This is a genomic window from Pseudoalteromonas sp. OANN1 (assembly GCF_024124685.1).
Classification (GTDB): domain Bacteria; phylum Pseudomonadota; class Gammaproteobacteria; order Enterobacterales; family Alteromonadaceae; genus Pseudoalteromonas; species Pseudoalteromonas piscicida.
In genome coordinates this window covers 94692-115190 of the sequence record NZ_JAMXSE010000016.1, presented here as the reverse complement: position 1 = coordinate 115190, position 20499 = coordinate 94692, and the positions used below count along the sequence as shown (strand labels likewise).

Genomic DNA, 20499 nt, shown 5'->3' with positions numbered 1-20499 from the left:
CGTGCTTTACTTGTTACTGGCCTTTATTGATATGCTTATATATCCAATCTTGGTAATAAGATACACGTGTTAATACTGCGGTTGAACCGTATTTACCTAAAGTATAATTTTCCAAATCGCCTTCAATTTCTCGCCACGCTGCTAATCCAACCAATACCGGTGTTGAGCCTTGATAAATGATTGCTGCGCCGCCACTATCTCCAGAGCCTATAGTGCCTTCTAATGGCAACGCATCGGCTCCTTGTTCGAAGGTAAATCTGAGCCAGTGGGCTTTTGCTTCTGTGATCACGTTGTTGTAAACATGCATTTGATAGTCATCTTGAGTGAAAGCCCAATCTGAGAAAAATTTGGTGACTTGATACCATGCATAGGTCGTTAGGCTTGGTCCCTCAGAGTCATGCTCTTCACCGGTTATCCCCGTTCCGATAGCGCCGCGACCAAACCCAGTTATTTCCATGCCTAACTCTTCATTTCCCTCATATATAGCGATGGGTTGAATGTGTGTCACAGGCTTACTTAAGCGAATTAATGCAATGTCTTTGGCGTTATTTAGCTGCTCCATAAGCGGTGTCGGGTCGCCTTCACTCCAATCACCTTCTACCTTTTTGTAATCCGGATGAATAATGATTTGTGCAATTTGATTTTCAACGCCATGTACCATGATAGGTTTGTCTTGGTAGTCATACATAAACGTATAAATGACGTGAGCTGGTGCCAACAACCAATGCTTATCGATTAACACCGAACCGCCTTGGAATGGCATATCAACATAAAACTGCGGGATGCTGTTAACCTTATACAAGTCAGGGTCAACATCATGTCTTTTGACAACCGCATGGTTCTGAAAAGAGGCAAACATGAGCAAAAAAATGGCAAGGTATTTCATCATTATTCCTTATTTATTATGTTGTTATTATTTCCAAAGTGGCCAATAAATCATCATACTGAAACTTTCTTTTCAATGCATTAATAAATGTACCTATTTTTTTATGCGGTGCTCTCCTTCAAAAATATCTGTACGATCACCAGATTAAAAGAAATAAAAATAAATGGTTATTGTCATGCTATGACGCCAAAAATATTGCAAATTAGCTGGGAAATATGATTGATAAGAAATGTGACTGGTGCAATCAAGTTTGTGAGGTAACAGCATTAAGGTAAAATTAATTTACGTGCTCTAGGCTAGGCTATTTGCCGTTTATGCAATCAAAAGCGAGTTGCTTGCAAGGAGATCTCTGAAGGCTAAATCGCTTTGCGGTACTCACATAAAATAAATTGAAAGGAACAACGCATGATAAGGATGATATTTGCAACTTTTCTATTGCTTTGGGGCATGCAGGTTAGCGCTCAAGAGCTTATCTTATCGAAGGTCGTCAAAGTTAGAGGTCGACTCACCTATCACTATTTCGCATGTGTCTGAAACGTTAGTGTTGACGTTTAAAAACAGCAAACTACTTCACGAAACGTTAGACCCGAAAAGGTTTATACCTGCTGTTGATTTATCTGGGCATGAACATCAATTTGTACGGAGTTTGTTTGAGGTCGATTCAAGAATGAAGTTGCCTGCTTGGCTCCGGGTACTTTCAAAAGAGGTCGCAAGCACCTATCAAATACAAAATGTCCAACAAAAATCTATTCAAGAAATTACGATATTTAGTAGTTACAACAAAGAGGAAGCACACGGGATAGTGTTTGTTCTTGAAGCGCAAGTAATTCATAAAATAGAGGTTTTTGGACAACAATTACAGTTTCAAAATGTGATAAATAACATAGCGACAAGGTATTAGGGATCTAATAATCAAAGTGCGGCGCCGTAGAGCCAATCACCGCTGCTCAGCACGTTAAGTTACTGGCTTTCGATTCGCTAAAACTATCTAAGGCTTTGCTGTTAATCCAATCAAGCTTCAAATCTAACCACACTTGACTTCAAGTTCACTTGAAGTAGTACAGTCACCACTTATTAGCATGGCGCAATGGTAGGAGTGGTAACGCATGTTAGAAGATACGGTAAATACAGAGGATAAAATTGCTCTGGGGGCCGGACAAAAGCGGGTGTTGTTCAGCTTGGCTGTGGTACTCATTTTGCCTACGCTTGGCATGAGTAGTATCAATGTCTTGTTGCCAACACTTGCTGAGGAGTTTGGCGTGGGGCAGGCATTGGTGAATTGGGTCGTTGTGGCATATTTGCTTTCGCTTACCGCGTTTATTCTTGGTGCTGGCGCTATTGGAGATAGCCTTGGCCGAAAAAGGGCACTGCGCATTGGGGTTAGCGTCTTTTGCGTGGGCTCCATTGTCGCAGGGCTGAGCGTAAATCTTTGGATGCTGATTGCTGCTAGGCTGTTCCAAGGCATTGGCGCTGCGCTGTTATTATCCCAAGTATTTGCGCTGGCAAGCGTTGCGATGCCAAAGCGTAAAGTTGGACTTGCAATGGGGCTACTCGGTACTACCGCTGCGATTGGCACGGCACTGGGGCCATTGCTAAGTGGCGCAATGCTAGAGTGGTTATCATGGCAGTTCACTTTTTGGTTGATGATATTGCTCGGTGGTGCAGCTAACTTTTTAATTGCAAGATTTCTGCCTGATGATGTTGCAAATCCACCTGAGCCGCAGCGTTTTGATGTTATTGGAAGCGTGTGGCTGTCGGCGTCATGCCTATTTTATGTGTTGGCTATGCCATCGAGTAGTTCGTTTAGTCTTGTCTTGCATAGCGTATTTTTCTTATTTTCAGTGACTTTTATCTACTGTTTTGTACAAAGCCAAAAGCGTGCTCAATTTCCACTTGTGAGTTTGGCTTTTCTTAAACACAAGCTACGCAATACCTCGTTAATCGTGAGCTTTATAGTTGACGCCATCGCGATGTCGACATTAGTTGTCGGGCCTTTTTATCTTACTTATGCGTTAGGGCTAAGCCCAGTCACGGTTGGACTTATTGTGTCTATCGGGCCTTGTATTGCTGCTGTTGCTGGTTATCCGTCAGGCGAGGTGGTTGATCATTTTGGTATCGCGTTTGCCATGTTTTTGGGCTTGCTGATGATCCTCATTGGGACAATTAGCTTTGCAATCTTACCTTCATTATTTGGACTTTATGGCTATATTGTGGCGTTATTTGTGTTAACTCCCGGAAGGCAGTTGTTTCTAGCGGCTCACCATACCTTTGTGATGACGACAGTAGCCGAAAAAGAAAAGGGTATGGGATCTGGGCTCATTAATTTATGTAAAAACTTAGGGCTAATGACCGGAGCCTCATTACTTGGTGGTGTATTTAGCGTGTTGTTGCAGGTAAAGAGTGCGGCTTTGGCAAGCTCTGCACAGCTGAATATGGCATTTTCAATGACTTTTTTACTCGCCGCACTGTTTATTTTGGTTTCGCTCGTTGCCGTATTTGTGATTAGCCGAAAGCAAGCGTTTTAAAAGTAGAATACGTATCACGAAAAATTTTTTCGTCCTTTTTTCAAACTTAAGGTTTTCTTAATTTTCGCTTTTTAAAGTTTTTACATCAGAACAGGAAAGGTGTGAAAACGATGGGTGAAGCACTACAAGCAACAAACTCACAAAGTCGTCTTAGATGGGCAAACAAGACTTGCGGCTTGCGCGCTGAATTGGAGCACGCTATCCACAGTGGTTTTGCCCATGCTTTTGGCGCTGACATTCATGAGTATTATCCCCTTTTAAGCCATTTAAACTACCGTCAAAGCGATTGCTTTTTAGGTCTTAGATTTGCAGCCAAAGACGCATTATTTGTCGAGCAGTATCTTAATCGTTCGGTAGAGCAGTGCCTCTCAACGGTTTCAGAGCGTATTCATATCGCAGAACTTGGCAATTTGTTCTCAACAGGCCGAATGGCAACGTTAAGCCACTTTATTGTACTGACTCAAGCACTGCTTGAGAGTGACATCCGCTACTTGGTGTTTACGGCAACCAAACAAGTGCGTGCATTGATGAAGTTATGCCAAGTCGAGGTTAACAAGATTTCTTTAGCACACGGCACTATCGCTTCAGCCAAAGATTATGGCAGCTATTATCAATGTGCTCCGATGGTTTGTTCGGTCGATTTACATCAAGCCCAGCAGGTGATCACAAACACCGAAATGTATCAACACTTACTACAAGGACTCGAGGTGGAAATCGCGAGCTTAAAAGAGGCATTTTTATATGTGTGATTTCTTAAAAAAACTGCCACATCAAGACAGTGATGTGATTTTACAACAAGGGCAAACTTGTCTCACTTTTGCTGAGGTAAAGTCTTACACGCAAGCATTGGCTGAGCGCTTTATTGTGATGAGTGGTGAGAGTGTTGCGGTTTCGTTAGACAACTCTATCGCTTGGTTATTGGTAGATTTTGCACTATTACAAGCGAATAAAGTGTCTATTCCAGTACCTCATTTCTTTACCACAGCGCAAGTTGAACACACCCTTGAGCAGTCAAAAGCAAACTGGTTGATCAGCGATACCAAGCTTGAAAATAGCGCTGAATTTTCGGTGTTGGATGTCTATGGTCAAGCAATCTATGTATATCAAACTAGGTGCGAAAGTACGGGAACCTATTTTCCTAAAACGCAAAAGATCACTTATACCTCAGGTTCAACAGGCGCACCAAAAGGCGTATGTCTGTCGGTTGAAAACCAACTTGTCGTGGCGAGCAGTTTATGCGAAACCATCGCACTTAATCGCCCTAAGCACTTGTGTTTATTACCGCTACCTGTGTTGCTAGAAAACATCGCGGGTGTGTATGCGCCGCTACTGAGTGGTGGCATGGTTGAGGTAACCGAACTTGCGTCGCTAGGCTTTTCGGGCAGCCAGTTGCTATATCCACAAAAGTTGCTGCAAAAGATAAGTGAAGTACAACCAAATAGCTTAATTTTAGTGCCTGAGCTGCTGCGTTGCCTGATAAGCGCTGCACAGCAAGGGTGGCAACCCCCCGCAAGTTTACGCTTTATTGCGGTCGGTGGCGCTAAAGTTGACACTGAACTGCTACAGCAAGCTAAACGGCTGGGCTTACCTGTGTTTCAAGGGTATGGGCTTTCCGAGTCGGGGTCTGTTGTTGCACTGAATACTGGTGAGCAAGATGGTAGCGTTGGTAAGTTACTGCCTCATATTCAGGCACGTATTGTGGCAGATGAGTTAGAGATCAAAGGGAATAACTTTTTAGGTTACTTAGGCGGCGAAGCGATAGCCCAAGATACGTGGTTAAAAACCGGCGATAGAGTGTCGAAGCGTGAGCAGCATTTTGTCATCGAAGGCCGGCTAAAAAATGTTCTGATCAATAGCTTTGGACGCAATATTTCTCCTGAGTGGCCGGAGTCCGTTTTGCTTGCCTATGTACCTTTACTGCAATGCGTTGTGGTGGGTGATGGCAAGCCATTTTTAACGGCGCTTATATACACTCCGGCACAACTAACAGCAGCTGTGATTGATAACGCCATTGAGCTTGCCAACCAGCAACTCCCTGATTACGCCCAAATAAAATGTTATGTGCACGTAGATGAAGCCTTTTCGATAGGTAACGGCATGCTTACCGCGAACGGGAGACCTAAACGCGACGTGATTTTAGCTAATTTCGCGCAGCAAATTTCAGCGCTTTACTCCCAGAATCAATACGAAGTGGCAGAGCCTGTGGCTTCGGTTTAAAAGGAAAACGACAATGAGTAACTTTTACCAAACCCTACAATCAGAAACGGAACAAGCGCGCCAATATCTTCTAAGCGCACCCATTATTCATGATGTTTTTCATGGTCAGATCACCAAAGGCCAATACGTTTCATTTTTACAGCAGGCGTTTCATCACGTAAAGCACACAGTACCACTCCTTATGGCGTGTGGCGCAAGACTAGATGACAGTAAAGAATGGTTGCGAGAAGCGATAGGGCATTACATCGAAGAAGAAATGGGGCACCAAGAGTGGATCCTTAATGATATTGCCGCCTGTGGTGTGGATAAAGAAGTAATACGTCATAGCATGCCAAGCTTCGCAACTGAAATGATGGTGTCTTATGCGTACGACAGTATCGCTCGTAAACATCCATTGAGCTTTTTTGGCATGGTTAATGTGCTTGAGGGCACTTCCATCGCACTTGCCGATGATGCAGCTCGTCAAATTGCGAAGAAACTTGGTCTGCCTCGTAGCGCATTTTCCTATTTAACATCTCATGGCGCGTTAGATGTTGAGCATATTGACTTTTTTGCAGGGCTGATGAACAAGATCAGCTGTGAAAAAGAGCAAGCGATCATTATTCACAGCGCTAAACAGTTTTATCGCTTGTACGGCGACATATTCCGCAATATTGAAGCGGTGCCTGCAGGTGTTGAATTTGCGGAGGTAGGTTGATGAAAGCAACAAAACTTGCCGTTATCACCGGGGGATCTCGGGGGATCGGCCGGGCCATTAGTAAACAGTTGGCCATGCATAATTGGCGTTGTTTGCTGATTGGTCGAGACAGCGAAAAATTAAAGCAGGTGATAGCAGGGTTATCCGGAGAACACGATTATCTTGCTTTAGATATCACCGCTGAGGATGCTGCGACACAAATCGCGAGAAAAGCGGCGACTATGGGTGGGGTTGACTTACTCGTCAACAACGCCGGCATTAATACCATGGCTGGGTTTGCTGAAATTTTACCTACTGACTTGAAAAAGCAGATGGAGACGAATTTATTAGCGCCCATGCTAGTTAGTCAAGCCTGTTTACCACAACTGATCTCAAGCCATGGCACCATAGTTAATGTAGGTTCAGCGTTTGGTGCTATCGGCTTTCCATATCAAAGCAGTTATTGCGCTAGCAAGTTCGGTCTGCGTGGTTTTACAGAGGCACTGACGCGGGAACTCGATAACCAAGTAGCGGTTAAATATCTTGCGCCACGCGCAACCACAACGGAAATGAATGACGATCGCGCGACAGCTGTAAACCATGCACTAGGTAATCAGATGGACTCGCCAGAGGTCGTCGCACAAGCCTTTATGAAATTGCTCCATAGCAACACCAAACGTGCTGGCATAGGTTTTCCTGAAAGATTTTTTGCGAGACTCAATGGCTTGTTACCAGAGCTTGTTGATAACGCATTAATCAAAAAAGTGAAAACCATCCAAACCATTTTTTCCACTAAGGAGTCATTACGATGAACGCACTAAAAACCTTGTTAGCTTCAGCAACATTACTGGTATTCAGTCAAGGTGCTTGGGCAGCATTTGACGATGATCTTAGCCAAGTCCAAACTAAATGGGCAATGGTAAATTATGAAACCGAGGGCGATGCCCAAGAAAAAGCATTTGAAGAGTTGGTTAAGCAGTGCGTGGCATTTGTTGAACAATATCCAGATCGTGCAGAAGCTTACATCTGGCGTGGTATTGTGCAGTCGAGCTTTGCGGGAGCGAAAGGTGGCTTGGGGGCGCTTGGTCTTGCCAAAGAAGCGAAAGCCTCATTCGAAAAAGCCATTGAACTTGATAAAAACGCACTGTCTGGTTCTGCATTAACGAGCTTGGGCACGCTCTATGCTCAGGTCCCAGGCTGGCCAATTGGGTTTGGCAGCGATAAAAAGGCGAAAAAGTTGTTCCAAGAATCATTAGCGATCAATCCGGCAGGAATTGATGTAAACTATTTCTATGCACAGTTTTTATATGACGAACGTGATTATAGTGCCGCACTTGCACACTTGAAAAAAGCGCAGAATGCGCCAAGCCGTCTAGGTAGAGAAAAAGCAGATGAATACCGTCAAGAGGAAGTGGCACAGCTACTGGCGAAAGTCGAAAAAAAGCTAAAAAGAAGGAATAAATGAGGCTATTACTCGTAGAAGACGATGAGCTACTGGCACAGGGGCTCATCGCATCACTCAAAAAAGAAGGGTATGCCATCGAGCATGCGCCGACGCAAAGACAAGCAATCAGTTTTGTTGAATCTGGGGAATTTGAGCTGGTGGTGCTTGACCTAGGTCTACCTGACGGAGACGGTTTGGCGGTACTCAAGGCGCTGAAAAAAACCAAATCGCAAACCGCTGTGCTCATTCTAACGGTAAGAAATAGTCTTGATGATAAAATTGCAGGGCTGGATTTAGGGGCTGATGACTATTTGGCTAAGCCGTTTGAGCCAAAAGAACTGTTTGCACGTTTGCGGGTGATTGGTCGACGCTTCACCAAACAAGTGAGCAGCACCTTGAGCTGCAACGATGTCGTGTTAGATCTCGCCAGTCACGAGGTGCTTGTAAGTGGTAGCGCTCAAGAATTACCTCGTAAAGAATATATGTTACTCAAGGCGTTGATGGAAAACAGCGGCCGTGTGCTGTCTAAAACTCAGTTAGAATCTAAGCTCTATGATTGGGGAGAAGCCTTAGGCTCTAATGCTATTGAGGTACATATTCATCACCTCCGTAAGAAAATGCCCGATGGATTTATCAAAACGCTGCGTGGCATTGGCTATGTGGTTGGCAAGGGGGCTTAGTGGGCACGAGAAGCTCGCTTGGAGGTGCTTCCATAACGAGAAAGTTGACCCTAATTTTAGTGTCAGCTTTGGTGCTGACTGCATCCATGGCGCTGCTACGGGGTTATCATTCCAGCATGGCGATGGCACAAGCACAATTAGACAGCCATTTAGAGTCCATCGCAACACTCGTAAATACTCAAGTTACTGCGACTACCCTGCCCAGTGGTGCGAGTAACAACGCATTTTACTTTTTAGTCCTTGAGCACAATCAAGTTGTTGCGGGCAGTGAGCTACTTGCTAAGTACAAGAACAAGCTTAATTATGATGCTGGGTTTAGCACTCAAAATGTGGGGGCGACTAGACTCAGAACCTTCAGCGAAGCGTTCGGTGAAAGGCAAATACTGGTAGCAGAGCCGGTACAAAAGCGTTTTGCCCTTGCTGAAGGCATGATTGTATCTGCAATGACGCCGCTGGTGGTGATCATGCCGTTTCTTGCGGTGTTTATTGCATGGATTATTTATACGGCGTTAAAGCCTTTACGAGATCTTTCTAAAGAGCTTAGACGGCGTAACCCCAAAGACTTTACTCAGCTGACAGTGCAAAGCGACAAAGCGGAAGTGGCAATCGTTATCGCGACGTTAAATGACCTCTTTCAAAAAGTTGAAGTCGCATATCTTAAAGAGCGTTATTTTGCTTCCGATGCCGCGCATGAGTTAAAAACGCCGATCGCAAGCTTAAAAATCCATCTGCATAATTTAACGCACGATACTAAGCATCCCAGTGCCACTGCTATGTCAAAAGGGCTTGAGCAGCTAAACCATGTGGTTGAACAAATGCTGACGTTAGCGCGTACAGAGCCGGAACTGTGGCATAAGCAATTTGCGCAGCAAGACCTAGTGGCATTAACTCAAGACTTGATTGCTAACTGTTACCCGAGAATCGAACAAAAATCACAAAATATCAGCTTAGAAGCATCAGAAGCGACCATAGAGGGCTGTGAGTTCACATTAACCACATTATTTTCTAATCTAATTGGTAATGCGATTAAATACACGCCAATTGAAGGTGACATAGAAGTAAAAATTCAGCAGCATGCGCAGCGGGTTGTATGGCAAATTGATGATTCGGGTTGTGGTATGTCCGATGCGGAAATAGAGCGAATTTTTGACAGATTTTATCGCGTTGGTGGAGATAAACACCCTTCAGGGGAAAAAGGGGCAGGTTTAGGAATGGCGATAGTCAATCATATAATTGCAATTTATCACGCAGATATCTCTTTTGCTCGCAGTCATTTAGGTGGGCTTAGAGTTTGTGTAAATTTACCGAGGGGGCTGGATGCTAAGGACTAAGGTCTCTTCGCTGTCTTTCGCGCTTGGTTTGCCTTTGGCGACCTGTAGTTTCGCCTTGTGGGCGGAAGAAAGTTATACCATTATTCTTAAAAATCATTTATTTACTCCAGCACAAGTTGAGGTGCCTGCAAATCGTAAAGTAAAGCTCATCATCGAAAATCAAGACCCTCAGGTTGAAGAGTTTGACAGTTTTGATCTTAATCGTGAAAAAGTGCTTTTTCCGAACCGTAAAAGTGTGATTTATATCGGCCCGCTAGCACCAGGTGAATATAGCTTTTTTGGTGAGTTTTCACCAAATACAGCACAAGGTATCGTTATCGTGAAGGAGCCAAGCAATGCTTCTTAATGCAGTGGTGGTGAGCGTGAACCAATTATTACCAGTAACTGTACTTTGGGTACTATTAGCACAATGTACCAATGCTGCTTTACCACTTAAAACGACACTCATCGCGCTGAGTGCGGGGCTAGTCGGCTGTTTTGGCATATGGTTTTTGGGTGGAGAAATAGCCTCGAGTTTTGATTATCGCGGGTTCGAGTTATTGCAAATAGGTCTGTTACTCAGTTTATTTTGCTTAATAATTGCAACAAAACGCACCGGACATACGGCCCTTGCTGCCTTGGCCTTTGGACTAGCAGTGGTATTGTACTTGCACCATTTGGCAAGCTTTGCGTTCTCTTATTCGAAGCCAGCGGATGGTCAAACCCTCGCTATTGGCACCTCGCTTGGTGTGGGGATCTGTTTGAGCTTTTCTATTCTACTCTTCTTTTTCCTTGATTGGTTGAAGAGTAAGCACTTACCTTGGTTGTTGCTGTTGTTATTGGCTTTACACGGTGCGAGTAAGGTGTCGATTGCATTGGACTTGGCGCTTCAAGTGGACTTAATTAGTGCCGCCAGACTTGAAATAGACTTGCGACAAATTGTGGACGAACACAGTGTTGTTGGTCGAGTGCTAAGAGTATTAGTGGGGTATGAGGCAACACCAAATGCTGCAACGCTTGCAGGGTTTGGAGGCGCGTTGATTACGTTCTTGGGATGTACATATTGGAGAACAGCGCATGCGAAATAATGTTTTACTCGCGCTGCTGGTGAGTTTTTTTGGGGTGGTGGCATTTAGTGCAAAAGCGGATGGTATGGTGGTGGACAAAGTTTATCATCCTTATGTAATGCCGCTTGAGCGTGAGTTGGAGTGGCGACTACTATCTCGGCAAACCGAGCAAGGGAACGTGCTGGCACAGCGTTTAGGGCTTGGTTGGAGTCTCACTGAAACAATGACTATCGAAGGTTACGCGATAGGTGAGCGCGACGATGAGGGCAACTTTGACTTGGCTGCTTACGAGTTAGAGTCGCGTTGGCAATTTGTAGAGCAAGGGCGCTACTGGGCGGATATAGGCATGTTGTTCGAGCTTGAAAAACGCCATAAATTCGATGCCTATGAAGCTACCGCAGGGTTTTTATTTGAGAAGGAATTTGGCCGCACGAGCCTTACCATGAATGCATTTTTGGTGAGGGAGTGGGGTAAGGACATTGAGGATGAATGGGAATCTGAGTTTAGAGCACAACTGCGCTACCGCTTGTATAGTGCTTTTCAGCCAGCAATTGAAGTCTATGTCGGAGAAGACTTTTTTGGTGTTGGCCCAGGGTTTATCGGACTGCATCGATTTGAAGGTCAAAAGCAGCTGAAATGGGAAGCGGGTTTTATTTCGGAGATCAGCCAATCTGGCAAAGATCATAGCTTTAGACTCGCATTGGAATTTGAGTTTTAAGTGTCGCTTTTACTTTGTTTAAATAAAGGGGAGATGCAGCAAAAATGTCATTAGCTTATGCTGCATCTAGCTGCTAACTTTAGAGTCGAACTATAGATATCAAGGAAACGATATGTATCGCACGCTAACTTTATTGGGGTTGTTGTTCGTTAATAGTGCTTATGCACAGATTGCGCTTGAACGCGATATTCAAGAGCACATCGTGGTTGCGAACAAAGTATCTTTGCAGGTTTATCATGTTGCGGGCAATGAACCTGCCGTTGTTTTTGAAAGTGGTTCTGCAGCGCCTGCAATTTATTGGACACCAGTAATGATGGGTCTCGCGCAGCAAGTACCCAATGCATTGGTGGCCTATAACCGTGAAGGTTATGGCAAAAGCGAGCTTAGCCGCAGAGCCTATAGTGTTGATACGGATAATCGTAATCTTCGTGAAGTGTTGAGAACGCTTGATATTCGGCCGCCATTTATTTATGTCGGTCATTCGTACGCATACTATGTAATGCAAAACTACATCACCTATTATCCTGAGCAAGTTGCAGCCCTGTTGTATGTTGACCCTGTGACGGTTTACTTCATCGATAAAACCCATGCCTTAGCGCAGGATAAGCTACTTAAACCCTTGAGTACTCTGCCAGAAAATACCTTCGGTGAAGCTCTGCGCCGGGAAACTCAAGCGCTAAGCGAAACTGTTGCGAGTATTCGGGCGCACCAAGCACCTGAGCATATTCCGTGTCGTGTTATCGTTGCCCAAAGACCATTTGATCCAACTCAACGCGATGTTAAAGCATGGCGAGAAGGACAAGAAGCGTTGGCATCACATTGTGATTCTGAGCTAATTATTGCCAAGGGAAGCGACCACACCGTACCTATGAATGCCCCGCAAGTGGTCGTCGAGCAAGTGGTGCAATTAATTCGGGAATTAGAGTCAAAAAAGCCTCTCTAGCTTTATGAATATTTTATTGCAATCTCTATTATTTACACAGGGTTAGGGGAATAATGTGTTTAAAAAATAGGGTGTTGAAAAAGCCGTGAAAAAAATATTGATATTTGTCATTAGCAAGTCATATTGATGATTAAAAATACATTGACTTAGGGCGGAATCCCTATATGATGTTCATAGACAGAATTTGAGTCAGTGTTTTAAAATCTCCATTACGTTGTTGTATAAGTGTTTGCTTGTAGTAGTACCGTCCTGAAGTTTTATCCACTCTACAAATTTAGGTCTATGCGCCCACATGGGCATAGCTCATCAATGCGCAGCATTGGTTTTTGTTTTTATATCAGGATTAGTATTATGTCTAACACTCTTACAGGTACCGTTAAGTGGTTTAACGAGTCTAAAGGTTTTGGTTTCATCGCTCAAGAAAATGGCCCTGACGTGTTCGCACACTTCAGCGCAATTACAGGTGACGGTTTCCGCACCCTAGCTGAAGGCGACAGAGTAGAGTTCACAGTTACTGACGGCCAGAAAGGTCCTCAAGCTGAGAAAATCGTTAAGCTTTAATCGCTTAATTGATGAAGAAAAAGCAAGCTAAGGCTTGCTTTTTTTGTGCCTGAATATCAAAAAATTTTCCACTCAGTCAATAAATATAATCGCTTCAGTTTTTGACTATTACTCATCTACTTTCTACTTTACAACGCATTGGCATTACTGATGTCTTGAGTGCTTGACATTTTTATTACTTGATCCAGATCCTGTTATAAATGCAGGGTGTAAATTAATTGGTTTATTTTGCTGTTTAGTGTTGTTTTTGTGTTAATGTTTGTAGCTGCCAGCGGCGGTTTATATCAATCCTCGTAATGAAGTTATCTACCTTTGAGTAGATAACGCTTTAATTTTTGCTAAGCCATATGCATTTCAATATTAACCTAAGAGCTTGTTTTAATTTTGAAAGTGTTATCCATAGCTTGCTAATGTGTATAAGTTAAAACGAATTGACATAACTGGCATCGATAACTTAAACAGTGTTTAAAAGGACAATTAAGATGAAGAAAAAAAGCTATTCAATGCTACTAATGTTGGCGCTCACTTCCGCATTTTCTGCTGTTGCTGGAGATATCGAGCAAGGTGTGATGAAAAACCCAACTACTTACTATTCGCTAGACTTTGAACAATCCCCACTAGCTATGCATGCACCTGTCGCGAGAGATGAGTTTTCAATGAGTAGTGCTGAGATCATGCCAATGGCACCGGCTCAAGGGATCACGTATTTTGAGCTGGGTATCGTACGTTCGCAATTAGGCGGCGATCAGACTATTTCACAAAGTCAACTTTCTACAGGAACTAACCACGGTGGCAGCCATCTATTTATCTACGCTTGGCAGTTTGGTTATGGCAATCCGAATAATGCGGTGATGAATGGGATCTCTAAATCAACTGGATTGAGTGAAGCTCGGTGTGGCAACGATTTACACCGTTGTTCGGTTGGGGAAACTGTCACGGGTTGGTTGTATGGTTGGGACTTCTCAGGTCAAGAGTCTGGTCAAGTTAAAGTTTCTTCAAATTCAACAGCTTCGCCATTTGGTACGTCAAGCGACTCGCTTTATATTAATTAGTTTGATTTGAACTAAACACTAAGGTGCATTTGAATAATACTAAATGCACCTATCTAGAATATTTTAGCCATTTAGTCCCTTTCTTTCACTGTTGAGCCTTTCCAAAATCGATATCGAATTTAAATAGTTGGCTCTAGCCTCTTTGGTTTGAGCTGAAAGCGAGTTTGATAAACTAAAAGTATGCTTCATGTCATTAAGTAGATTGTATTTTTGAGATGGATTTTCCACCATAGAAGTTGGTGCACCGATCGCCATCATTTGACCAGTACTGATAAGCCCCCCTTCAAACAACTCTTTAGACATAGCGCGAGCTTCTTGAGCCGAAATATTATTTACATCATATTTAGAGGCAATATTTTGCCAGTTCTGGTGCGCTTGTTTGCCAGCCTCACTGATTGCTACAGTATCTGTGGCTACGACTTCCTGTTTCTCATCTTGTCGAGACGTGGACTGCTGTTGTGCAAGTTGAGAGTATACGGCACTGACATTACTAGATTGATTAATAATCATTGAGAATTCCTTCCATGCATTTGGTTAAATACGATTATTAGCCAGCAATTTTAGTGCCAAAATCTCATCCTAAAGTCTCGGATCGAAAGAGTTGACATCGTCCCTATTAAATTCAGAACGTTGATATTACTATATGCTACAAACTGAAATAGTGAATGGATAGTATATGTCTTTACCTGCTTGCCCCAAGTGCAATTCTGAATATGTTTATCAAGATCAAAGTCAACTAATATGCCCTGAATGTGCTTACGAATGGGACCCAAACGCGACTGCGACCGAGGACGACATTCAAGTAAAAGATGCCAATGGCACACTATTAGTGGATGGCGATAAAGTCACTGTGATTAAAGATTTAAAAATCAAAGGCAGCTCACAAGTCATTAAGATTGGTACTAAGGCCTTGGTAAGGCGCGTGCTCGATAAAAAAGATCATGAGCTTGACTGCAAGGTAGATGGCGTTGGCGAAATGATGGTTACGGCGAAGTTTGTGAAGAAAGCGAATACTTAAGTGGATAAGTGTTCAGAGGTTATGGAGTTTTAAAGCGCCATTGACCTCCGCGAAAGTTAGCGCTCATAAGGTCACTGGAGTCACAGACACGCAAAGCAGAGAAGCCATAGGTAATGACGGAACAACGGTGACATCCATCACTATTTTGACTTTAGAACATAGCGAGCATAGTTTTACGGTGTGCAAACGATGTAATAAATGGGCATAGTGTTGTGGTTCAATAAATCTGGACACTACTTTAGGTGGTATCATTACCACCTGACACTGCCGCGTTAAATACGGCTGTCAAATTTGATCAATATCTAAAAATCAAATCTGACAGAGTAAAGGCAAGCCTTATCTAAATCAGGCTTATGTTTTTTAGACTAGATCTCTGCAGCAACCACCGAAATCTCAACAAGTAATGCATCACGAGCCATGCTCGCTTCTACGCAAGCGCGAGCTGGTGCATAGCCTTCAGGCACCCATGCATCCCAAACCTCGTTCATTTCTGCAAAATACTTCATGTCTTTAATATAAATTGTCGCAGAAAGAATGTGTTTGCGGTCGCTGCCTGCTTGAATAAGTAGCTCATCAACTTTCTCAAGCATGGTTTCAGTTTGTTCTTTAATTCCTTGCTCGGCGTCTTTACAGACTTGGCCACATAAATAAATAGTACCATTGTGTTTTACAATGCGGCTCATTCGTTGTTTGGTATCAATTCGTTCAATCACTGTTTTTCCTTTCTAATCGTTACTGTAATCGGCAGGGTTAGGCTGAAATGTTATCTCTTTTTATTGAGATGAGCTACTTGCTTGGTATTGGTTTTTATGAAAAGCAGCGGCGGTTAAGTACTACCCATACAAACCAAGATACATGGGAGAATTTTGAATTAAAGCAATTGGGTTTAGCTAGAGCTCCAATACCTTACGGTACGCTTCTGTTTTACTTACTTTCGCAAATGCAATTCGTAATCGTTCGACAATATCGGATGGTAACTGGTTGTTCGTTGCAAGGTAACCTTTTACCGAGAGTGCCTTCACATCGTATAAAAAGGCAAAGTGGTCGGCTGGAAGGTTAAGTTCCGTGGCCATGGTTTTGATATAACGCGGATCATCAATCACTAAATCAACGCGATTTGCAACGAGTAATTCATATGACTTTTCGATGTCGCTGGTTTGAACAAAGTTAAACCCTAGTGCTTTAAGTGTGCCTTCGGCGATATCACCACGCTGAACTGCTATTTTGTATTGTTTAGCATCCTCAAGTGATTGAATTTTTATGTCCTCACGATAGCGATTGGTAACAAACCCTAAATGAAACACAGCAACAGGACCAATCCAATGAAAGCTGTCTTCTCTCGCGGGGGTCTTTGCGATGCTATAAATTAAGGTATGTTTGTCATGCTGCGCTAATTTAAAAGCTCTGGCCCAAGGGTAAATAGAAAACTGTCCCTCGAGTTCAGCCGCTTTTAAAATCGCTTTGACCAGAACGGTACTTGAGCCTGCAACTTGGTGGTTTTCTATGGTTTGATTGGGTGGAGAAAGTTCCGTAACAACCTGTAATTTCGCCCATAACGGTAATGGGCTAATCAGCAAAATAAACAGTAGTAGACGTCCAACAACAGCATTCGTCATTAGCAAACAACTCCACACGTTAATGCGTTAATCTATATTTAGCATAGATGGATTTTATTTTTCCGTCATTAACCATTCGTCGCAAGGCGATATTTATTTCCGTTTGTAACTCAGTTAAATGAGGCTGCAAGCGCATATGTACGGGTAATCGGCTTATTTCATAGCAAGATTGAAATTTGCGATACTTTGGTTGTTGTGAAATATAGTAATCTGCTGTCACCGAACCAATCATGATGTAGTCTAAACGCTCATGTTCAAGCTGTGCTAGCAGTTCTTTCTCCGATACATTTTCATAAACAACTATCTTGTCTTCACCCAAGTGCGCTTCAAAATTATCGTAACGATACCCTCTTACTTTGCCGACTAATGCGCCATAAAACTGCTCGGGCCTATGCTTGCCCACACAGCGAGATTGATACCCAAGCAGCACTTCGGTTGAGAAGGCATAGTCGATGCTGTAAATCCCTGGGACGTCTGCTTCGGCCCGCCACGCTTTATTGATCCCAGGTTCAATATCTATTTTACCTTGATCGAAATAGCGCTGTCCTCTGGCGACAGAGAGCGGCATAAACTCAAATTGGTATGAAGTCAGTTTTGCCAACTCTTGAAAAATGTCGACAAAAATACCTTTGGGTTTTCCTTGCTCTTCAAAATAGTAAGGAGGATTGGCACCGTAATAGACCAGTACGGTATAGGTTTTCGCCTGCGCTAATCCGGTTATTAGCAGCAGAGAAAGCATTACTATTTGAAAACACCGCATCGTAATCTTCAGGCTAAAGTAAAGGTATCTTCATAATATGCATGATTTTTAAGCGATGCAATTACTCCTTTCCTGATACCGTATCGAGATAAATACATGAGACTGATTATTTGTCACAAACTATAAATATGGTGAATACTGCTTATATTGAAAATTGTCGACAATTTACAGCGGGGCTGGTTGACGTGCGCGTCAACCAGCACTATATTGTCTACAACTTAAATTACTAAGACTGGCTAACTAATGATGAGCTTTTTTGACGAGCAAGCGGTTACTTCTTCTGATAAAGCATTCTTTCGTATGCGAAAGGAAATTGTAGAAGGTGAAATAGCGGCAGGTTCTAAGCTCAGCGAAATGGAATTGTCGACAAAGTATGAAGTCAGCAGAGCGGTTGTTCGCGAGGCAATTAACCGCTTGGAGTCATGTCACCTAGTTGAGCGTAAAGCTAACGTAGGGGCGCGCGTTGTTACCCTCACACCGGAAGGATTGATGGAGCTTTATCAGATCCGTGAAGCACTAGAAGGTATGGCAGCAAGGCTTGCAGCACAGCACATGACTGATATTGAAATTCAAGACCTAGAAGGTTTGTTGTCGAGTCAATTCGATGAAGTCAAAAACCAACATTCTTATTATCAAGAAGCGGGCGATCTCGATTTTCATTACCGCATTATTCTTGGCAGTAAAAATGCGAGTCTTATCTCTATGCTAGTCAATGGGCTGTACCACTTGGTGCGTATGTATCGTGTGCAGTTAGGGATGGCCGGTCCCCGCGTCACCACGGCATTTGACGAGCATAAACATATCGTTCGTGCGATCAGTAACCGCGATCCTGAACTGGCAGAAATACTGATGCGTCGACATATTCAATATTCTAAAAATAATATCGCAACCAAGTTAGCAAGCAATCAATCACACTTTTAAGAGAGAGCATCATCATGAGCGCAGGAAAAAAATTTCGTGAAGCATTAAAAGCCAATAAACCGCTTCAAATCGTCGGCACTATCAACGCATATAGCGCGATGATGGCAAAGAAAATCGGTCATCAAGCTATCTATCTTTCTGGTGGTGGCGTTGCTAATGCATCTTATGGTTTACCTGACTTAGGAATGACATCTCTAAATGATGTAATTGCAGATGTAAGTCGCATTACCTCGGCTTGTGATCTACCTTTAATGGTCGACATTGATACTGGATGGGGCGGCGCTTTCAATATCGTAAAAACCATCCGAGATATGGAAAAAGCAGGTGCCGCTGCGGTACATATGGAAGATCAAGTAGCGCAAAAGCGTTGTGGTCACCGTCCAAATAAAGAAATCGTGTCGACAGAAGAAATGGTTGATCGTATTAAAGCAGCAGTTGATGCGCGCACCGATCCTGACTTTTTCATTATGGCAAGAACAGATTCGTTTGCACAAGAAGGGCTAGAAGCGGCAATTGAGCGCGCGAAAGCCTATGTTGCAGCAGGCGCTGATGGCATTTTTGCAGAAGCGGTACAAACTGAAGAGCACTATCGCGCATTCAGCGAAGCACTTGATGTGCCCATCCTTGCGAATATCACTGAGTTTGGTAAGACAGAACTTTGGAACAAAGCTGAGCTGGGTGAGTGGGGCGTAGATATGGTGCTTTACCCATTGAGTGCGTTCAGAGCGATGAACAAAGCGGCGGAGCTGGTGTATCAGTCTATTTTAGAAAATGGGGATCAGAAAGCGGTACTCGATACCATGCAAACCCGAATGGATTTGTATGATTACCTTGGTTATCACGATTATGAGCAAAAGCTCGATGCATTATTCGCCGAAGGTAAAAATAAGTAAAAAATTAAAGCTGTTGAGGGTTGCTCAGCAGCACAAAATATCAATACCCAGCAGGTAAAAAATTCAGGAGACAATAATATGGCTAAAGTACTAAGTGGCGCGGGCCTTCGTGGTCAAGTAGCAGGAAAAACAGCACTATCAACGGTAGGTAAGTCGGGCTCAGGTTTGACTTATCGTGGCTACGATGTAAAGGATCTAGCTGAAAATTGTCAGTTTGAAGAGGTGGCTCACCTTATCCTTAAAGGTAACTTACCAAATCAAGCTGAACTAGACGCTTATAAAAGCGAGCTTAAAGCAATGCGCGGTTTACCGCAGGCATTAAAAGAAGTATTAGAACGTATTCCTGCTGATGCACACCCAATGGACGTATTACGTACGGGTTGTTCAATGCTTGGTAACCTTGAAGGTGAAGCAAGCTTTGATGAGCAAGGTAAAGTAACCGATCGCATGCTTGCAAGTTTCCCAAGCATTATTTGTTACTGGTATCGCTTTAGCCATGATGGCGTTCGTGTCGATGTGGAGACAGATGACGATTCAATCGGTGCACATTTCTTACGCTTATTGCATGGCGAAAAACCAAGTGAGCTACATGAGCGTGTGATGCACGTATCACTTATCCTTTATGCAGAGCATGAGTTTAACGCATCAACCTTTACAGCTCGTGTTTGTGCCTCAACGCTTTCTGACATGCACTCATGTATTACTGGTGCGATTGGTTCTCTACGTGGTCCACTTCACGGTGGCGCAAACGAAGCGGCAATGGAAATGATTGAGCGCTTTGAATCTGCGGATCACGCAGAGCAAGAAATGATGGGTATGCTTGAGCGTAAAGAGAAGATCATGGGCTTTGGTCACGCTATCTATTCAGAATGTGATCCTCGTAACGAAATCATCAAACGTTGGTCTGAAAAACTAGCGGCAGATGTGGGGGATACCGTACTTTACCCTGTATCTGTGCGCTGTGAAGAAGTCATGTGGCGCGAGAAAAAGCTATTCTGCAATGCCGATTTCTTCCATGCTTCAGCTTATAACTTCATGAAGATCCCAACTAAATTGTTCACGCCAATCTTTGTTATGTCACGCTTAACAGGGTGGGCAGCACACGTTATGGAGCAGCGCGCAGATAACCGTATCATTCGCCCATCGGCGGAATACACTGGCGAGGAGCTACGCCCAGTTCCTGCCATTTCTGAGCGTTAATCGAACACTGTT

Annotated in this window: 23 protein-coding genes; 18 read left to right on the top strand and 5 right to left on the bottom strand. The window is 43.4% G+C overall.

All coding sequences use genetic code 11. The features are described 5' to 3' along the window. Positions 1 to 13: 13 nt before the first annotated feature. Positions 14 to 886: a trypsin-like serine protease gene (locus NH462_RS14330; protein WP_253106226.1), complete on the bottom strand. Its 873-nt coding sequence runs from the start codon at positions 884 to 886 to the stop codon at positions 14 to 16. Between the two features lie 1106 nt (positions 887 to 1992). Here NH462_RS14330 and NH462_RS14325 point away from each other — a divergent pair. The 14 genes from NH462_RS14325 (at position 1993) to NH462_RS14260 (ending at position 14079) form a co-directional block, all read left to right on the top strand. Further along, the gene (locus NH462_RS14325; protein WP_253106223.1) at positions 1993 to 3411 is read left to right on the top strand and encodes an MFS transporter; all 1419 of its coding nucleotides are present in this window, start codon (positions 1993 to 1995) and stop codon (positions 3409 to 3411) included. 110 nt (positions 3412 to 3521) lie between these two features. Continuing rightward, entirely contained in the window at positions 3522 to 4160 is a 639-nt protein-coding gene (locus NH462_RS14320) for a thermostable hemolysin (protein ID WP_253106220.1), read from the top strand. Beyond that, on the top strand, positions 4153 to 5628 hold the full coding sequence (locus NH462_RS14315; RefSeq protein ID WP_253106216.1) for an AMP-binding protein: 1476 nt from the start codon (positions 4153 to 4155) through the stop codon (positions 5626 to 5628). The genes NH462_RS14320 and NH462_RS14315 overlap by 8 nt, the downstream gene beginning before the upstream one ends. Before the next feature lie 13 nt (positions 5629 to 5641). After that, positions 5642 to 6325 (top strand): iron-containing redox enzyme family protein, encoded by a 684-nt coding sequence (locus NH462_RS14310; protein WP_102058320.1) that lies wholly within the window; start codon positions 5642 to 5644, stop codon positions 6323 to 6325. Continuing rightward, on the top strand, positions 6325 to 7116 hold the full coding sequence (locus NH462_RS14305; RefSeq protein WP_253106212.1) for an SDR family oxidoreductase: 792 nt from the start codon (positions 6325 to 6327) through the stop codon (positions 7114 to 7116). The genes NH462_RS14310 and NH462_RS14305 overlap by 1 nt, the downstream gene beginning before the upstream one ends. Further along, on the top strand, positions 7113 to 7769 hold the full coding sequence (locus NH462_RS14300; protein WP_253106209.1) for a hypothetical protein: 657 nt from the start codon (positions 7113 to 7115) through the stop codon (positions 7767 to 7769). Before NH462_RS14305 ends, NH462_RS14300 begins: the two co-directional genes overlap by 4 nt. Beyond that, a complete protein-coding gene (locus NH462_RS14295) occupies positions 7766 to 8428 on the top strand; it encodes a response regulator (protein ID WP_253106207.1) in 663 nt (220 codons plus the stop codon). The genes NH462_RS14300 and NH462_RS14295 overlap by 4 nt, the downstream gene beginning before the upstream one ends. Before the next feature lie 44 nt (positions 8429 to 8472). Continuing rightward, complete coding sequence (locus NH462_RS14290; protein ID WP_253106205.1) at positions 8473 to 9759, top strand: ATP-binding protein; 1287 nt, start codon at positions 8473 to 8475, stop codon at positions 9757 to 9759. Then, a complete protein-coding gene (locus tag NH462_RS14285; protein ID WP_253106203.1) occupies positions 9746 to 10105 on the top strand; it encodes a cupredoxin domain-containing protein in 360 nt (119 codons plus the stop codon). The genes NH462_RS14290 and NH462_RS14285 overlap by 14 nt, the downstream gene beginning before the upstream one ends. After that, entirely contained in the window at positions 10095 to 10826 is a 732-nt protein-coding gene (locus tag NH462_RS14280) for a hypothetical protein (RefSeq protein ID WP_010370233.1), read from the top strand. Before NH462_RS14285 ends, NH462_RS14280 begins: the two co-directional genes overlap by 11 nt. Next, positions 10816 to 11523, top strand: coding sequence for a hypothetical protein (locus tag NH462_RS14275; RefSeq protein ID WP_010370231.1), 708 nt, complete (start codon positions 10816 to 10818; stop codon positions 11521 to 11523). The genes NH462_RS14280 and NH462_RS14275 overlap by 11 nt, the downstream gene beginning before the upstream one ends. A 112-nt stretch (positions 11524 to 11635) precedes the next feature. Continuing rightward, positions 11636 to 12466 carry an alpha/beta hydrolase gene (locus NH462_RS14270; protein ID WP_253106201.1) on the top strand — a complete coding sequence of 277 codons (831 nt, stop codon included), beginning with the start codon at positions 11636 to 11638 and terminating at the stop codon, positions 12464 to 12466. 351 nt (positions 12467 to 12817) lie between these two features. Beyond that, positions 12818 to 13027: a cold shock domain-containing protein gene (locus tag NH462_RS14265; protein WP_010370225.1), complete on the top strand. Its 210-nt coding sequence runs from the start codon at positions 12818 to 12820 to the stop codon at positions 13025 to 13027. Between the two features lie 482 nt (positions 13028 to 13509). Further along, a complete protein-coding gene (locus tag NH462_RS14260) occupies positions 13510 to 14079 on the top strand; it encodes a DUF4879 domain-containing protein (RefSeq protein WP_253106199.1) in 570 nt (189 codons plus the stop codon). Between the two features lie 63 nt (positions 14080 to 14142). On the opposite strand, the gene NH462_RS14255 is transcribed toward NH462_RS14260, so the two are convergent. Beyond that, the gene (locus NH462_RS14255; RefSeq protein WP_119232558.1) at positions 14143 to 14589 is read right to left on the bottom strand and encodes a hypothetical protein; all 447 of its coding nucleotides are present in this window, start codon (positions 14587 to 14589) and stop codon (positions 14143 to 14145) included. Positions 14590 to 14755: 166 nt separating this feature from the next. Between NH462_RS14255 and NH462_RS14250 the strand changes: the two genes are divergently transcribed. Further along, entirely contained in the window at positions 14756 to 15097 is a 342-nt protein-coding gene (locus tag NH462_RS14250) for a zinc ribbon domain-containing protein YjdM (RefSeq protein ID WP_010370215.1), read from the top strand. A 365-nt stretch (positions 15098 to 15462) separates the two neighbouring features. Here the strand turns inward: NH462_RS14250 and NH462_RS14245 are convergent, their stop codons facing one another. From NH462_RS14245 to NH462_RS14235, 3 genes are all read right to left on the bottom strand, one after another. Next, positions 15463 to 15810, bottom strand: coding sequence for a RidA family protein (locus NH462_RS14245; RefSeq protein ID WP_099029885.1), 348 nt, complete (start codon positions 15808 to 15810; stop codon positions 15463 to 15465). Between the two features lie 177 nt (positions 15811 to 15987). After that, positions 15988 to 16713, bottom strand: coding sequence for a transporter substrate-binding domain-containing protein (locus tag NH462_RS14240; RefSeq protein WP_253106198.1), 726 nt, complete (start codon positions 16711 to 16713; stop codon positions 15988 to 15990). A 19-nt stretch (positions 16714 to 16732) separates the two neighbouring features. Next, positions 16733 to 17473 carry a transporter substrate-binding domain-containing protein gene (locus tag NH462_RS14235; RefSeq protein ID WP_253106197.1) on the bottom strand — a complete coding sequence of 247 codons (741 nt, stop codon included), beginning with the start codon at positions 17471 to 17473 and terminating at the stop codon, positions 16733 to 16735. A 246-nt stretch (positions 17474 to 17719) separates the two neighbouring features. On the opposite strand from NH462_RS14235, the gene NH462_RS14230 reads away from it, so the two are divergent. The 3 genes from NH462_RS14230 (at position 17720) to prpC (ending at position 20487) form a co-directional block, all read left to right on the top strand. Beyond that, complete coding sequence (locus tag NH462_RS14230) at positions 17720 to 18394, top strand: GntR family transcriptional regulator (RefSeq protein ID WP_175401278.1); 675 nt, start codon at positions 17720 to 17722, stop codon at positions 18392 to 18394. A gap of 14 nt (positions 18395 to 18408) precedes the next feature. Next, complete coding sequence (gene prpB, locus NH462_RS14225) at positions 18409 to 19287, top strand: methylisocitrate lyase (RefSeq protein WP_253106196.1); 879 nt, start codon at positions 18409 to 18411, stop codon at positions 19285 to 19287. 78 nt (positions 19288 to 19365) lie between these two features. Next, positions 19366 to 20487: a 2-methylcitrate synthase gene (prpC, locus tag NH462_RS14220; RefSeq protein ID WP_253106195.1), complete on the top strand. Its 1122-nt coding sequence runs from the start codon at positions 19366 to 19368 to the stop codon at positions 20485 to 20487. The last annotated feature ends 12 nt before the right edge of the window (positions 20488 to 20499 follow it).

Excerpts from the sequence above, each read along its gene's own strand:
- NH462_RS14325 (WP_253106223.1), top strand. The coding sequence starts at position 1,993 with ATGTTAGAAGATACGGTAAATACAGAGGATAAAATTGCTCTGGGGGCC.
- NH462_RS14265 (WP_010370225.1), top strand. The coding sequence starts at position 12,818 with ATGTCTAACACTCTTACAGGTACCGTTAAGTGGTTTAACGAGTCTAAA.
- NH462_RS14310 (WP_102058320.1), top strand. The coding sequence starts at position 5,642 with ATGAGTAACTTTTACCAAACCCTACAATCAGAAACGGAACAAGCGCGC.
- NH462_RS14250 (WP_010370215.1), top strand. The coding sequence starts at position 14,756 with ATGTCTTTACCTGCTTGCCCCAAGTGCAATTCTGAATATGTTTATCAA.
- NH462_RS14255 (WP_119232558.1), bottom strand. The coding sequence starts at position 14,589 with ATGATTATTAATCAATCTAGTAATGTCAGTGCCGTATACTCTCAACTT.
- NH462_RS14240 (WP_253106198.1), bottom strand. The coding sequence starts at position 16,713 with ATGACGAATGCTGTTGTTGGACGTCTACTACTGTTTATTTTGCTGATT.
- NH462_RS14275 (WP_010370231.1), top strand. The coding sequence starts at position 10,816 with ATGCGAAATAATGTTTTACTCGCGCTGCTGGTGAGTTTTTTTGGGGTG.
- NH462_RS14270 (WP_253106201.1), top strand. The coding sequence starts at position 11,636 with ATGTATCGCACGCTAACTTTATTGGGGTTGTTGTTCGTTAATAGTGCT.
- NH462_RS14300 (WP_253106209.1), top strand. The coding sequence starts at position 7,113 with ATGAACGCACTAAAAACCTTGTTAGCTTCAGCAACATTACTGGTATTC.
- NH462_RS14235 (WP_253106197.1), bottom strand. The coding sequence starts at position 17,473 with ATGCGGTGTTTTCAAATAGTAATGCTTTCTCTGCTGCTAATAACCGGA.
- NH462_RS14230 (WP_175401278.1), top strand. The coding sequence starts at position 17,720 with ATGAGCTTTTTTGACGAGCAAGCGGTTACTTCTTCTGATAAAGCATTC.
- NH462_RS14315 (WP_253106216.1), top strand. The coding sequence starts at position 4,153 with ATGTGTGATTTCTTAAAAAAACTGCCACATCAAGACAGTGATGTGATT.
- NH462_RS14320 (WP_253106220.1), top strand. The coding sequence starts at position 3,522 with ATGGGTGAAGCACTACAAGCAACAAACTCACAAAGTCGTCTTAGATGG.
- prpB (WP_253106196.1), top strand. The coding sequence starts at position 18,409 with ATGAGCGCAGGAAAAAAATTTCGTGAAGCATTAAAAGCCAATAAACCG.
- NH462_RS14285 (WP_253106203.1), top strand. The coding sequence starts at position 9,746 with ATGCTAAGGACTAAGGTCTCTTCGCTGTCTTTCGCGCTTGGTTTGCCT.
- NH462_RS14295 (WP_253106207.1), top strand. The coding sequence starts at position 7,766 with ATGAGGCTATTACTCGTAGAAGACGATGAGCTACTGGCACAGGGGCTC.
- NH462_RS14260 (WP_253106199.1), top strand. The coding sequence starts at position 13,510 with ATGAAGAAAAAAAGCTATTCAATGCTACTAATGTTGGCGCTCACTTCC.
- NH462_RS14280 (WP_010370233.1), top strand. The coding sequence starts at position 10,095 with ATGCTTCTTAATGCAGTGGTGGTGAGCGTGAACCAATTATTACCAGTA.
- NH462_RS14305 (WP_253106212.1), top strand. The coding sequence starts at position 6,325 with ATGAAAGCAACAAAACTTGCCGTTATCACCGGGGGATCTCGGGGGATC.
- prpC (WP_253106195.1), top strand. The coding sequence starts at position 19,366 with ATGGCTAAAGTACTAAGTGGCGCGGGCCTTCGTGGTCAAGTAGCAGGA.
- NH462_RS14330 (WP_253106226.1), bottom strand. The coding sequence starts at position 886 with ATGAAATACCTTGCCATTTTTTTGCTCATGTTTGCCTCTTTTCAGAAC.